Annotated in this window: 12 protein-coding genes and 2 tRNA genes; 7 read left to right on the plus strand and 7 right to left on the minus strand. The window is 66.3% G+C overall.

All coding sequences use genetic code 11. The features are described 5' to 3' along the window. Window positions 1–191: 191 nt before the first annotated feature. A complete protein-coding gene (locus tag F9K20_RS00220) occupies window positions 192–1,721 on the plus strand; it encodes a YifB family Mg chelatase-like AAA ATPase (RefSeq protein WP_290996789.1) in 1,530 nt (509 codons plus the stop codon). Window positions 1,722–1,798: 77 nt separating this feature from the next. Here F9K20_RS00220 and folD read toward each other — a convergent pair whose 3' ends face one another. Genes folD through F9K20_RS00235 form a run of 3 tightly spaced genes read right to left on the minus strand, consistent with a single transcriptional unit; the run spans window position 1,799 to window position 3,346 of the window. Then, a complete protein-coding gene (folD, locus tag F9K20_RS00225) occupies window positions 1,799–2,680 on the minus strand; it encodes a bifunctional methylenetetrahydrofolate dehydrogenase/methenyltetrahydrofolate cyclohydrolase FolD (RefSeq protein WP_290996791.1) in 882 nt (293 codons plus the stop codon). 28 nt (window positions 2,681–2,708) lie between these two features. Next, window positions 2,709–2,984, minus strand: a complete 276-nt coding sequence (locus tag F9K20_RS00230) for a DUF167 family protein (RefSeq protein ID WP_290996793.1) — start codon at window positions 2,982–2,984, stop codon at window positions 2,709–2,711. A gap of 56 nt (window positions 2,985–3,040) precedes the next feature. Beyond that, complete coding sequence (locus tag F9K20_RS00235; RefSeq protein WP_290996794.1) at window positions 3,041–3,346, minus strand: YggT family protein; 306 nt, start codon at window positions 3,344–3,346, stop codon at window positions 3,041–3,043. Window positions 3,347–3,488: 142 nt separating this feature from the next. Between F9K20_RS00235 and F9K20_RS00240 the strand changes: the two genes are divergently transcribed. Continuing rightward, window positions 3,489–3,564: transfer RNA gene (locus F9K20_RS00240), tRNA-Ala, on the plus strand. 6 nt (window positions 3,565–3,570) lie between these two features. Here F9K20_RS00240 and F9K20_RS00245 read toward each other — a convergent pair. Further along, window positions 3,571–3,846, minus strand: coding sequence for a hypothetical protein (locus tag F9K20_RS00245; RefSeq protein ID WP_290996796.1), 276 nt, complete (start codon window positions 3,844–3,846; stop codon window positions 3,571–3,573). A gap of 104 nt (window positions 3,847–3,950) precedes the next feature. Here F9K20_RS00245 and F9K20_RS00250 point away from each other — a divergent pair, with 104 nt between their 5' ends. The 3 genes from F9K20_RS00250 (at window position 3,951) to F9K20_RS00260 (ending at window position 6,926) form a co-directional block, all read left to right on the plus strand. Then, window positions 3,951–4,382, plus strand: a complete 432-nt coding sequence (locus F9K20_RS00250; RefSeq protein WP_290996797.1) for a hypothetical protein — start codon at window positions 3,951–3,953, stop codon at window positions 4,380–4,382. 183 nt (window positions 4,383–4,565) lie between these two features. Beyond that, window positions 4,566–5,507, plus strand: a complete 942-nt coding sequence (locus F9K20_RS00255; protein WP_290996798.1) for an alpha/beta fold hydrolase — start codon at window positions 4,566–4,568, stop codon at window positions 5,505–5,507. Between the two features lie 213 nt (window positions 5,508–5,720). Beyond that, a complete protein-coding gene (locus F9K20_RS00260; RefSeq protein WP_290996799.1) occupies window positions 5,721–6,926 on the plus strand; it encodes an NAD-dependent formate dehydrogenase in 1,206 nt (401 codons plus the stop codon). 49 nt (window positions 6,927–6,975) lie between these two features. Here F9K20_RS00260 and F9K20_RS00265 read toward each other — a convergent pair whose 3' ends face one another. Beyond that, the gene (locus tag F9K20_RS00265; RefSeq protein ID WP_290996801.1) at window positions 6,976–8,670 is read right to left on the minus strand and encodes a GMC family oxidoreductase N-terminal domain-containing protein; all 1,695 of its coding nucleotides are present in this window, start codon (window positions 8,668–8,670) and stop codon (window positions 6,976–6,978) included. Between the two features lie 237 nt (window positions 8,671–8,907). Here F9K20_RS00265 and F9K20_RS00270 point away from each other — a divergent pair. Both F9K20_RS00270 and F9K20_RS00275 read left to right on the plus strand, forming a co-directional pair. After that, a tRNA-OTHER gene (locus tag F9K20_RS00270) sits at window positions 8,908–8,980 on the plus strand. A 333-nt stretch (window positions 8,981–9,313) separates the two neighbouring features. Next, window positions 9,314–10,480, plus strand: coding sequence for a slipin family protein (locus F9K20_RS00275; protein ID WP_290996802.1), 1,167 nt, complete (start codon window positions 9,314–9,316; stop codon window positions 10,478–10,480). Between the two features lie 51 nt (window positions 10,481–10,531). Here F9K20_RS00275 and F9K20_RS00280 read toward each other — a convergent pair whose 3' ends face one another. Then, window positions 10,532–11,251 (minus strand): SGNH/GDSL hydrolase family protein, encoded by a 720-nt coding sequence (locus tag F9K20_RS00280; protein ID WP_290996803.1) that lies wholly within the window; start codon window positions 11,249–11,251, stop codon window positions 10,532–10,534. 62 nt (window positions 11,252–11,313) lie between these two features. After that, window positions 11,314–12,696 carry an OpgC domain-containing protein gene (locus tag F9K20_RS00285; RefSeq protein ID WP_290996804.1) on the minus strand — a complete coding sequence of 461 codons (1,383 nt, stop codon included), beginning with the start codon at window positions 12,694–12,696 and terminating at the stop codon, window positions 11,314–11,316. Window position 12,697 lies beyond the last annotated feature (1 nt).

Genomic DNA, 12,697 nt, shown 5'->3' on the forward strand with positions numbered 1-12,697 from the left:
CCGTTTGCAGTGGCGAACGCCACGGGGCGCCAATGGTTCGCACCGCGGGGGTGAGCTGCGACCGCTGCATACCGGATTTGAGCTCGGACTTTCACCTCGGCTATGTTCCTTGAATGTTCTTGCGATGCCGTCGATCGTCCTCTAGGTTGTAGTGGCCGTTTAGGGGCAACCTGGGCACTGCCGGGGGCAGCATGTACGGGCAGATTTCCACCCTCGCGTTCGTCGGCATCGAAGCGCGCCCCGTCGAGGTGCAGGTGCGTATCACGCCGGGGAAGGCCGCCTTCGTCATCGTCGGCCTGCCCGACAAGGCGGTGGCGGAAAGCTCCGAGCGCGTGCGCAACGCGCTGCACGCCGTCGGCCTCGGCCTGCCCTACAAGCACGTGACGGTGAACCTGGCGCCGGCCGACCTGCCGAAGGAGGGCAGCCAGTTCGACCTGCCGATCCTGCTCGCCATGATGGTGGCCATGGAGGCGGTGGCGCCCGATGCGGTCGCCGGCTACGCGGCGGTCGGCGAGCTGGCGCTGGACGGATCGATCCGCCCAGTCCCCGGCGCGCTGCCCGCCGCCATCGGCGCCAATGCCATGGGCAAGGGGCTGATCTGTCCTCACGCCTGCGGCCCCGAGGCGGCGTGGGCGGGCGAGGACGTCGACATCGTTGCCGCCCCGCACCTTCTATCGCTCGTCAATCACTTCAAGGGACTGCAGACACTGGCGCGGCCCAAGCCCGGCCTCGAAAGCGTGGGGAGCGCGCCCCCCGATCTCGCCGACGTCAAAGGCCAGGAGAGCGCCAAGCGCGCGCTCGAGGTGGCCGCCGCCGGCGCGCATAATCTCCTGATGATCGGACCACCCGGCGCCGGCAAGTCGATGCTGGCGGCGCGGTTGCCCTCGATCTTGCCGCCGCTCAGCGCTGAGGAGATGCTCGAGGTCTCCATGGTGCACAGCCTCGCCGGCGAGCTCATGGGCGGCAAGCTCGCCACCGAGCGGCCGTTCCGTTCACCCCACCACTCGGCGAGCATGGCGGCGCTCGTCGGCGGCGGCACGCGGCCGCGCCCGGGCGAGGTCAGCCTCGCGCATCTCGGTGTCTTGTTCCTCGACGAGCTGCCCGAGTTCCAGCCCGGCGTGCTCGACGCGCTGCGCCAGCCGCTGGAGACGGGCGAGACGGTGATCGCGCGCGCCAACCACCGCATCTCCTATCCTTCGCGCATTCAGCTCGTCGCCGCGATGAACCCGTGCAAGTGCGGCGGCGGCGGTCCGGGCGTCACCTGCAAGCGCGGCGAGCGCTGCGCGGCAGAATACCAAGCGCGCATCTCCGGCCCGCTGCTCGATCGTATCGATCTGCAGATCGAGGTGCCGGCGGTGAGCGCCGCCGACCTCATCCTGCCGGCGCCGAGCGAAGGCAGCGCCGAGGTGCGGGCACGCGTCGCCGCGGCGCGCGAGGTGCAGCGGGCGCGCTTTGCCGCGCTGGCTGCGAAAGGAATGCGCACCAACGCCGAATGCTCGGGGCGCCTCTTGGAGGAGATCGCCGCACCGGATGTCGAGGGCGCCAAGCTGCTGCGTCAGGCGGCCGATACGCTGCAGCTCTCGGCGCGCGGCTTCCATCGCGTCATCCGCGTCGCCCGCACGCTCGCCGATCTCGACGGGGAGGAAGGCATCGCCCGCGTGCACATCGCCGAGGCGCTGAGCTATCGCGGCGAAACGCTGAGGCAGACGCGGGCCGCGTAAGAGCGAATCGTGAGAAGCGAGTAGCGAGTAGTTCGACTTTCCCCTATTCGCTATTCGCCCACTCCCTATTCACTGCCTCAGGCGGCTGCCTTCAATCCGCGCTGCATCAGCGCCGCCTCGACCGTGTTCTTGAGCAGGCAGGCGATGGTCATCGGACCGACGCCGCCCGGCACCGGGGTGATGGCGCTCGCCACCTGCGCCGCGCTGGCGTAGTGGACGTCGCCGACGATCTTGCCCTTGCCGTCCTCTTTGACGATGCGGTTGATGCCGACGTCGATGACGATGGCGCCTGGCTTGATCCAGTCGCCCTTGACGAACTCCGGCTTGCCGATGGCGGCGACGACGAGGTCGGCGCGCTTGACGACACCCGGCAGGTCCTTGGTGCGCGAGTGGGCGATGGTCACCGTGCAGTTCTCGCGCAGGAGCAGCTGCGCCATCGGCTTGCCGACGATGTTGGAGCGGCCGACGACGACGGCGTCGAGACCGGACAGATCATGCTTCACCGACTTGGCCAGGATGATCGAGCCGACGGGCGTGCACGGCGCCAAGGCCCGCTCGCCGATCGACAGGCGCCCAACGTTCATCGGATGGAAGCCGTCGACGTCCTTCAGCGGGTCGATCAGCTCCAGCACCTTGTTGGCGTTCATGTGCTTGGGCAACGGCATCTGCACCAGGATGCCGTTGACGTTCGGATCGGCGTTGAGCTTGGCGACGAGGTCGAGCACCACCTGCTCGGGCGTGTCCTCGGCCAGCTTGTGCTCGAACGACTGCATGCCCGTCTCGACGGTTTGCGCCGCCTTGTTGCGCACGTAGACCTTGCTCGCCGGGTCCTCGCCGACCAGCACCACGGCGAGGCCAGGCACGAAGCCGTACTGCGATTTCAGCCGGGCCACGTCGGCGGCAACGTCGGAGCGCACCTTGGCGGCAATAGCCTTGCCGTCGATGGCGTAAGCAGTCATAGAAGAATGTCCTCCCTCGGATCGATCGTTATGCCCGCGCGAGCTTGTCCCTGAGACGCTGCTCGAGGCAATCCGTTTCCCCGCTGATGGTGAGCGACTTGATGCGGGATTTTCCCCCCGCAGTCACGCGCACCGTGCTCTTCGGCACGTCCAGCCAGCGGGCGATGAGCTTTTCCACCGCCGCGTTGGCCTCGCCCTCGGCCGGTACCGCGCGCACGCGTGCGGCCAGCGCCAACCCCTCCGCGCTCGGAATGACGCCGTCGACGCCTTCTATCGAGGATTTGGGGGTCAGGCGCACGCGCACGATGACGCACCCGTTCCCCGCCCGCCACGGTTGCCCGATCGCTGTCTGGTCGCGCCTCATCCGGCGGTAATGAGCAGGTCGCGCAGCGAGCCCAAGACCACGCTCTGCACAAAGAAGCAGGCGAGCAGCAGCACGATGGGGGAGATGTCGATGGCGCCGAGGTTGGGCATCATGTTGCGGATCGGGCGCAGCAGCGGCTCGGTGACCGCATTGAGGCCCTGCCAGATGGCGCGCACTGTCGGGTTGTAGGGGTTGACGACCCCGAAGGCCATGAGCCAGCTGAAGATGACGCTGGCAATGACGACGTAGACGTAAAGTTGGATGAGGTAGCTGAGGAAGTCGATCAGGCGAAGGAGGACCATCGTGCCGCGCTCCAGGTGGTGTCGGCGCCACCTGTAACCTTTGACGGCGGCGACCCGCAAGCGCGGGCGCATCGAGGGGGTGCCCTCTGGGGCGTTCCTTGACAAGATTCGGGGTGGCCCTCTAAATGCCGCCGAACTGCCCGGGGCCGTAGCTCAGATGGGAGAGCGCTGCAATCGCACTGCAGAGGTCAGGGGTTCGATTCCCCTCGGCTCCACCAATTAAATCAAAAGCATAGCGCGATAGCGCCGTTCCGGACCGGCCCGCGCGGCACAATGGGAGCCGCGCCACCGCGCTGGATCTCGTGGGCGCCGACGCCGGCGACGATCGCCGCAAAGGCGAGCGCCAGCGTTCGCTTTTCCCCGCCAACCCCTCGGCCCGCGATGCCGTCGCCGATGAAGAAGGCGCGACGTCGATCGCCTCCGCGGGACGTCGCTTCGACGATGCGCGGCTCGCACTTCGACAGGCCGCGAAAGCGAGAGATCCAGTCGGATGCGTTCATCGGATGTGGTGCCTGGGTTAGCGTCGTTGCGCTTAAGGAAGATGGTGTGGGGCGTGGTGGATTCGAACTCCCGCGGTGTGTACTGAGGCGAGAAAGCAGCTAAAATGCCCGACTGGGACAGTACGAGTGCGGAGGGCGTGATGGCGGCCAATGTCGAGGCAGTGATCGCGGCGTTGCGGGTAGCGCTGGAGGAGGCACAGAAGAGCGAGGAGCGCTTCTGGAAGGTCGAAGCTGCAAACAGGTGGATCGCCCAGCTCCCCGGATCGTGGACCGGACGCTGGCGCAAGCTCGTGCTCGGAGGCAATTCGAGCGGTGACGTGAGCCGGGAGGAGTTCGTCGCACACGTTCGTGCCGTACTCGCCTTTCTCGACGCCAACCGCGCCCAGATTCCCGCCTCACGCAAGTGGTGGTCGCCGCGCCGGCGCAGCCCGGCAGCCCAGCCTTCCGTCCAGGCGACGGCAGCGCCACCGTCCCACTCCCCGGCGCGGCCGGTCAACCTGCTCAGGGTCCGAAAGCCGATGCCGGGCGTGCATTAGGCGCACGGCGCGACCCTCTTAAGCATTCAAATGACGTTACGCGCAGCGTTGTTCTTTAAGGAACGGCGCCGAGGATTTGCGGCTGCATATTGTGCCGCGCTCCAATGATCGGCGTAACCCATGAGCCGCCACCGACGTAGACAGCACGAACGCAGCAACCTGCCGCGCCTGACCGAGGGAAGCATGACCCCTGCTGCTACCGCCCTTCGCCGGGAAGCCGCTTTCCTGAGCGAGGGCGTGACTTGCCGCGCGTGGGTGTACGAGCCGGCGGGAGATGTCGCGCGGCCGGCGCCATGCATCGTCATGGCGCACGGGCTCGGCGGCACGCGCGATGCTTCGCTCCAACCCTATGCCGAGAGCCTCGCGGCGGCCGGCTTCTACGTGCTGCTGTTCGACTATCGCTATCTCGGCGACAGCGACGGCGAGCCGCGTCAGCTCATCTCCATGCAACGTCAGCTCGAGGACTGGCGCGCGGCGATCACCTTCGCGCGCGGCATGCCAGGCGTCGATGCGGATCGCATTGGCCTGTGGGGCTGCTCGCTATCCGGCGGGCACGTGCTCGTAGCGGCGGCGCGCGACGCAGGCATCGCCGCCGTGTCAGCACAATGCCCGATGCTGGACGGAGCGGCGAGCGCGCGCATGGCGGTCAAGCAGGCGGGCACCGCCATGGCAGTACGCATGGCCGGTGCCGCATTGCTTGACGTGGCACGGGCGTGCTTGGGGCAGAGGCCGCATTACGTGCCGCTCGCCGCGCCACCCGGTGAGCTTGCCGCCATGGCGACCCCGGACGCATATGCCGGGTGCATGGCCATCGTGCCGCCCACCTGGCGCAATGAGGTTGCCGCGCGCCTGTTTCTGACGCTGCCGCTCTATCGCCCCATACGCCATGCGCGCGACGTCAAATGTCCGACCCTGCTGATTGCCTGCGCGCACGACAGCGTCGTGTCGACCAAGGCAGCCATCAAGACCGCCGCGCGCATGGGCAGCAAGGCTCGGCTGATCACGCTGCCCATTGGGCACTTCGATATCTACCTCGGCGAATGGCTGCAGCGATCGAGCGCCGAGCAGATCGCATTCTTCCAAAGCGTCCTGCAGAGCGCTCGCACCGTCGTTAAGGCACGATGAACACTGCCTTTTGACGCGCCGCACAGGCCATCGCGGTCTTGTTTGCGCGTCCGCTCTGCCTACTTCTAGGATGGCAAGCGCCGCACTCACCGTGCCCCGGCCGATATTGACCGTCGCACAATAAGAGGAAACGCCTCCAGCCAGCCGCACAGATACGAGGTCGCCAGCAAATCGAGACGTTTCCTCACGATCGCAATACGGAGGAAAGCACTCATGGCCAAGGTACTCTGCGTTCTCTACGATGATCCTGTCGACGGGTACCCGAAGAAGTACGCCCGCGACGACATCCCCAAGCTCGACCGCTATCCGGACGGGCAGACCCTCCCCACCCCCAAAGCGATCGACTTCAAGCCCGGCGAGCTGCTGGGCAGCGTCTCGGGCGAGCTCGGCCTGCGCAAGTTTCTCGAAAGCCAGGGACACACACTCGTCGTCACATCCGACAAGGATGGTCCGAACTCCGTATTCGAGCGTGAGCTGCCCGATGCCGAGATCGTCATCTCACAGCCGTTCTGGCCCGCCTACATGACGAAAGAGCGTTTCGACAAGGCCAAGAAGCTCAAGCTGATCATCACCGCAGGAATCGGCTCCGACCACACCGATCTGCAAGCCGCGATGGATAAAGGAGTGACAGTCGCCGAGGTGACGTACTGCAACTCGATCAGCGTCTCCGAGCACATCGTCATGATGATCCTGGCGCTGGTGCGCAACTACATCCCGTCCTATGGATGGGTCGTCAAGGGCGGCTGGAACATCGCCGACTGTGTCGAGCGCTCCTACGACCTTGAAGGCATGAACGTCGGCACCGTCGCCGCGGGCCGCATCGGCCTTGCCGCACTGAGGCGCCTGAAGCCGTTCGGCGTCAAGCTGCATTACTATGACAAGCACCGCCTGCCCAAGGAGGTGGAGGAGGAGCTCGGCTTGACGTTCCACCCCAACGTCGAATCGCTGGTCAAGGTCTGCGACGTGGTGACGATCAACACGCCGCTGCATCCAGAAACCGAGCACATGTTCGACGACAAGCTCATCGCCAAGATGAAGCGCGGCTCCTACCTCGTGAACACGGCGCGCGGCAAGATCTGCGACCGTGACGCGATCGTGCGCGCGCTCGAAAGCGGCCAGCTCGCGGGCTACGCCGGCGACGTCTGGTTCCCGCAGCCGGCGCCGAAGGACCACCCGTGGCGCACCATGCCGCACCATGGGATGACGCCGCACATCTCCGGCTCCTCGCTCTCGGCGCAGGCGCGGTATGCGGCCGGCACGCGCGAGATCCTCGAAAGCTACTTCGCGGGCAAGCCGATCCGCACTGAGTACCTCATCGTCGACAAGGGCAAGCTCGCCGGTGCCGGCGCCCACTCCTATACCGCCGGCGATGCCACCAAGGGTTCCGAGGAGGCGGCCCGCTACAAGAAGAGCGCGTGATAGTGCGCGTCCCCCCTCCCCGCGCCCCACTTGCGTGGGGAGAGGGTGATTAGGCAGCCAGAAACGGGCTCAAGTCTTGCGGCGTCGCGCGTACGCCCGTGAGCGGCGCGGCGTCGAAGGAAAGCCCATAGTCCTGCTGCATGTGCAGCAGCGTGCGCTCGGCCAGCGCCGTGATCGTCAGCAGCGGGTTGACGCCAAGCGAGCGCGGCATCACGGCGCCGTCGACGACATAGAGCCCCTCGTGTACAGCGTTTGCGCCGCGGCCCGCTCCGCCGTCGAACAACTGCCCCTTGTGGTTGACGACGCCGTCGCCCCGCTCGCGGCCCATGCCGGCGCCGCCAAGTGGATGCGCCGTCGCCGGCTGATGCCCCATGACGGTTCCGGCCAACGGGTTCTTCACGTAGCTGCCGCCCGCCTCGCTGACGATCGAGGACAGCATGGCGTCGAGGCGCGCATAGACCGGCTCGTCCTTGGCCGTGGGCCAGACGAGCACCAGGCGGTCATCGTCGAGCACGAAACGGCCCGAGGCGCTGTCATGCGACACCGCAAAGAACGTCTGCAGCTTGGCGAATGGGCCCTTGTAGACGCCGTTGACGAGGCTCTGCAGTGCGCCGAGCAGCCGCCCGTTGGGAATGAACAGAACCGGCAGCACCGGGGCAAGCGCCGACGGCAGCACACCTTCCTGTACGCGCAGCTCGTTCGCTAGCAGCGTCGCATCGTCGATCTCGAGCTGGCCGGAGACGGCGGCGCCGACCTCGGCGCCATCGATCTTAGCCGGGAAGCCGACGCCCACGGCGTTGACCGGATCGCGCGCGCCATAACCGAAGGCGATGATGTCGCCGTTGGCCGAGAAGCGCTCGCCGAGACGGTCGGAGAGGGCGAGGCCCTTGGCGCGCGAGCGCAAAAGAACCTCCGTCGTCCCCAGCGTGCCGGCGCCGAGCACGACCATCGATGCGCGCAACACCATGTCGGGTGACGCGCCGCCGTCGACATCGAGGCGGCGCACGTGCACCTCCCAGTCCCCGTCCGGCAGCTTGGCGAGGTGGCGCACGCTGGCGTGGGTGTAGAGCTCGGCGCCGTGGCGCACGGCGTCGGGCAGATAGGTGAGCGCGACGGAATTCTTGGCGCCCACATTGCAACCGCCGCAGCAGTCACCGCAGCGCGTGCACTCCGGCTGCTCGATGCCGGCGACGTTGGTGTTGGCGTCGAAGCTCACGGTGATCGTCGGGGCGACGATGCCGTGGCCAAGCGCGGCGCCAGCTGCCTCCAGCGTCTTGTACTTGGTGAAGCCACCGGCGCGCGGGTCGCTCTGCGGGTTGAGCCAAAGCTTCGCACGCCGGAAGCCTTCGTCCAGCAGTCCGTCCTGCGCAATCTGGCCGGGCCAGCACGCGTCGGCGAAGACGCGCGCGTCGGGGCGCAGCGCGACGCCGGCGTTGATCAGCGAGCCGCCGCCGAGCCCGCAGCCGACAAGCACGTGCATGTCCTCGCCGAGACGCACGTCATAGAGAGCCGAGGAAGGACCCGTATGCAGGCGTTTGCCTCTGACCTGCATCTCGTTCTTGAGGTCGGGGAAGCGGCTGGGGAATTGCCCCGTCAGCACCTCACGCCCGCGCTCCAAAACGGCGACCGACTTGCCGGCGCGCGCCAGGCGCGAGGCGGCGACGCCGCCGCCGTAGCCCGAGCCGACGACGATGACGTCGTAGCGGTCGCGGGCAAATTCGAGCGAGCGGGAAAGGCCGGCCATCCATTGATCCCAGTGTGCTGACTTTCGGTAAGGCGATTGGCTACCCCGGGCCGTCCCTATGCCGCAAGCCGATACGCTCGCAGAACGTGCCGCATATTACCGCCGGCTGACGCTACAGCGCTTTAATTCCGCCGGAATTGAGCATTTAGTGCGCCGCGGACGCCACGTGTCCGGGCTCGCCGAGACCCGGCTGGCGCGCGCCGCCCTGCGGAGTGCGTGTTCCGCGTCTCCTAAAACCGAGGTTGTAGCTCAGTGGTAGAGCGCCCGGGATACCGGGAGGTCGGGGGTTCGATTCCCTTCAACTTAACCAGCGACTAGCTCATTGGTAGAGCACAAGACTTTTACTCTTGGTGTAGTGGGTTCGAATCCCACGTCACTCCCTTTCCAGGGACGCCCGCTCCGGCGGGCTCAACAATTGGGGAAGCTGGCCAGCTTCCCGGCCCGCGAGGGCGAGCGCAGCGGCGCCTTGTGCCGGAGCGGATACCGCCCGGCCGCAAAGCCGGAGCCCGGGCACCGGCACTCCCGTCTCCGGATGGGAGTGGACGCAGCCCGGCGTGTAAGGTGGCGCGGCCCGGCTGAAGCTGCGGCCCGCGTTCGCGGTGTGGGCGGCGGCCGGCGACCTTTTTTATGCGTGGAGCGCGTGATGCGTAAGTATGGATTTTGGTTCGACGTCGTTGTTAGGGACGACGAGCGCGGGTTTTTGAGCCGCGATGGCCGCTTTACACGCCTGCTGGCGCCCGGCCGCTTCATAGCTTTCGACCCCGGCTGGCAGCTCGCCGCGGAGGTGGTCAAGGTCGTGCGCGCCGAAATCGCGCCCGAGCGCGCGCTGCTCTTGCACCGTACGCACCGTCCCGTCGCGGAGCAGAACTTCGAGATCGTGCAGACGAGCCCCACCGAGGTTGCCATCGTCTCGTTCGACGGCGAGCCCAAGCACCTCGTCCCGCCGAACACGTCGCGCGCCTACTGGAAGACGCTGACCAGCGTCGACGTCGAGCAGATCGATACCGAGAACGAGCTGCGCGTCGCCAAGCGCTACCTCGACAAGCTCGATCCGGCCCGCAGCGCCGGCGTGATTGCCTTCGCGGTCGTCGAGGCGCACGAGGCGGGCCTGTTGATGATCGACGGCGAGCTGAAGGAGCGCCTGCCGCCGGGCCGGCATGCTTTCTGGCAGGTCGGCCGCACGGTGAGGATCGTCAAGGTCGACCTGCGCCCGCAGCCGCTCGAGGTAACGGCGCAGGAAATCCTTACCAAGGACCGCGTCGGCATCCGCGTGACGCTGACGGCCTTCACCAAGGTGACCGACCCGGAGAAGGCGGCGCTGGCGACGGCGGACGTTCCCGGCACGCTCTACCGGCTAGTGCAGTTCGCCATCCGCGAGGCGGTGGCGACGCGCACGCTGGATGAGATCCTCGCCGCCCGCGACACCATCGATCAGGAGGTGCGGGCGTTCGTCTCCGAGCGCGCGCGAGCGCTCGGCGCCGAGGTGGGCGAGATCGGCGTCAAGGACGTCATCCTGCCGGGCGACGTGCGCGAACTCTTGAACAAGGTCGTCGAGGCCGAGCGCATCGCCAAGGCGAACCTCATCCGGCGCCAGGAGGAGACGGCGGCCACGCGCTCGCTGCTCAATACCTCCAAGCTGATGGAGGACAACCCGCTGCTGCTGCGCCTAAAGGAGCTGGAAGCGCTGGAGAAGCTGGTCGAGAAGGTCGGCCGCATCGACCTGCACGCCGGCTCGGGCGCCGGCGGCTTCGAGGCGCTGCTGCAGAACCTCTACAAGCTCGGCCGCGACAAGGACGAGGCCAGCGGCTGATAAGATGGAATCAGCCCGACAGCATTTGCCGGGCTGATTGGTTTCACATCCTCAGTGAACCGGGAGCGGGGCTACGGCGCCGGCCTGCTTGGCGGGTTCGGCCGGATGCTTCGCCTTCACCGCCGTCTTCGCAACATCGGCAACCTCTCCCTCCAGCGCATCGGCCATCATGCGGCCAAGGCAGCGGTAGCTGAGATCGTTGGGATGAAACTGATCCGCCGCAAGCAGCTGTTGGGGTGTGTACTGCGCGCTGGTGACGAAATGCTTCATGATTGCGAAGCGCTGCAGAATAGGAATACGGCGCTGCTCGGCGATCTGGCGCATGGCGACGAGGAAGCGCGGGAAGTCGCGCACCTTTTCGGCCTTGGGGAAATACTGCATGTCGAGCAGCACCACATCGATGCCGGCGCGCTGAAGCAGGTCGATACCGGTAACAACGGTCTCGCGGAACTTGTCGACGGGAACGAAGCGCAGGGCGTCGTTGACGCCGGTCTGCCAGATCACCAGCGTCGGCTTGCGCGGGATCACGTCCTTCTTGATGCGCTGGAGCATATCTGAAGCGAGCTGGCCGCCGATGCCGAGGTTCTCGACTAAAATCTTGTTCTGCGGGAAGCGCTGTTGCAACTCGGCCTGCAGCTTCACGGGATAGCAGGCCTTGGGGCTCGAGGCCCCGATGCCTTGGGTGCTCGAGGAGCCGAGCGCTACGATGCGCACCGGGCGGCCAGCGGCGAGCGCGGCAGAGAACTTCGGTAGGGGGGCGTCAAAGCGCAAAAGCGCAGCCGGCGCCTGGCAGCGCGGGCTGGCTTCGGCTGAAACCGAGTTTAGAACGATAGCTAGGCCTGCAACTGCTGCACACCAGCACGCCGCTCGGCCAAGAACTTGCGCACCGACTGCGCAAGAGCCCAATCCGTGCCACGCCTGCGCAGAGCCAGTGCCCATGCCACCCCCAACAGAATCCCGATTCCAACCGAATTGACCAGGATCTGTAGTGCGAGTCCGGCACCGGCTTCAACCATGACAATCCAGCCGACGAACGAGAGCATCGTCCCGAGGCAGAAGATTTCCAGGGAGTGCCGGCCGCAGCGCCCTATTCCCGTGGCCCAGGCGCGAGTAAGCCACGGACTTTGGGGCGACAGTAAGATCATTGCCAGGTAGCCGAGCGCCATGACGTGAACAAGTCGCCAGGGCGACAGATAAGTCTTGTCGACGTTGCCGAGCAGGTCGGGGGCGAACAGGCGAGCCTTCTCCCAGCCGGGCACCTGGGTCCAGGGCGCCGCGAGTAGGAAGGCGAAGGCGACGTAGCCGATCGCCACCCACATCAGGGTGCGCGAAGCCGGGATCGCCCCCTTGCGACTGAAGTGAGCAGTCAGCGCGCCGATGGTGATCAGCAGCTGCCAGGCGAAGGGATTGAACACCCAGCCCTTCGGATGCTGCAGGCTCGGCAGGTTGGCGGCAAGCAGATTGGCGGCAGCCCACAGGCCGACCGACAGCACGAGCGCCTGCCAGGGGTTGCGCGGCATTAGCCACAGTACGAACGGCAGCCAGAACATCAGCAGCACGATATACAGCGGCAAAATGTTGAGCATGTTCGGCTGGTTGATAAGCAGGGCGGCGAGCACCGTCGATCGCGCCGGGCTATCGGCGAATACGTGCACGCCGATATTCTTCACGTAGGCGATATCGCCGAAATAGGTGGCAGCGAACGTCAGGCCGACGCCGCAGATGACGACCAGCGCCAGGTGCCAGAGATAGATGTCGCGCACGCGGTCGAAGACGCGGGCGACACCGGCCTTGAAGCCCTGCGCTTCGAACACGCGCCCGTAGGCAAGCGTGGCCGAGAACCCAGCCAGCAGCACGAAGACCTCGGCCGCATCCGCGAAGCCGAAATTGCGCAGCGTAAATCTGGCGAGCACGTTGTCGGGAACGTGATCGATGAAGATGAAGAGCAGGGCCAGACCGCGGAAGAAGTCAACTCGCAGATCGCGCTGTGCACCGGAGCTTGCAACGCTCATCGGCATTTCTTTTTCACCTGCCACTAGTGGGACATTAGGATGGCAAACGTGCCAATTTGCACGTTCTGACGCAGCGAACAACGCGACATGACAGTCGGCAGTTCCTGCATCGAAATGCGGCACGACGGGGGCTTTGGCATGCTTTTGCTTCTGCCTGCAGAGCGTTGCCGCCAGGATTCCGACTCGCCCTGGCGTCTTGGCCACA

It is taken from the genome of Hyphomicrobium sp. (assembly GCF_009026145.1).
Taxonomy (GTDB): Bacteria; Pseudomonadota; Alphaproteobacteria; order Rhizobiales; family Hyphomicrobiaceae; genus Hyphomicrobium_A.

Bases quoted from the DNA above. Each gene is read 5' to 3' on its own strand.
- F9K20_RS00260 (WP_290996799.1), top strand. From the start codon at position 5,721: ATGGCCAAGGTACTCTGCGTTCTCTACGATGATCCTGTCGACGGGTAC.
- F9K20_RS00250 (WP_290996797.1), top strand. From the start codon at position 3,951: ATGCCCGACTGGGACAGTACGAGTGCGGAGGGCGTGATGGCGGCCAAT.
- F9K20_RS00255 (WP_290996798.1), top strand. From the start codon at position 4,566: ATGACCCCTGCTGCTACCGCCCTTCGCCGGGAAGCCGCTTTCCTGAGC.
- F9K20_RS00275 (WP_290996802.1), top strand. From the start codon at position 9,314: ATGCGTAAGTATGGATTTTGGTTCGACGTCGTTGTTAGGGACGACGAG.
- folD (WP_290996791.1), bottom strand. From the start codon at position 2,680: ATGACTGCTTACGCCATCGACGGCAAGGCTATTGCCGCCAAGGTGCGC.
- F9K20_RS00235 (WP_290996794.1), bottom strand. From the start codon at position 3,346: ATGGTCCTCCTTCGCCTGATCGACTTCCTCAGCTACCTCATCCAACTT.
- F9K20_RS00245 (WP_290996796.1), bottom strand. From the start codon at position 3,846: ATGAACGCATCCGACTGGATCTCTCGCTTTCGCGGCCTGTCGAAGTGC.
- F9K20_RS00220 (WP_290996789.1), top strand. From the start codon at position 192: ATGTACGGGCAGATTTCCACCCTCGCGTTCGTCGGCATCGAAGCGCGC.
- F9K20_RS00265 (WP_290996801.1), bottom strand. From the start codon at position 8,670: ATGGCCGGCCTTTCCCGCTCGCTCGAATTTGCCCGCGACCGCTACGAC.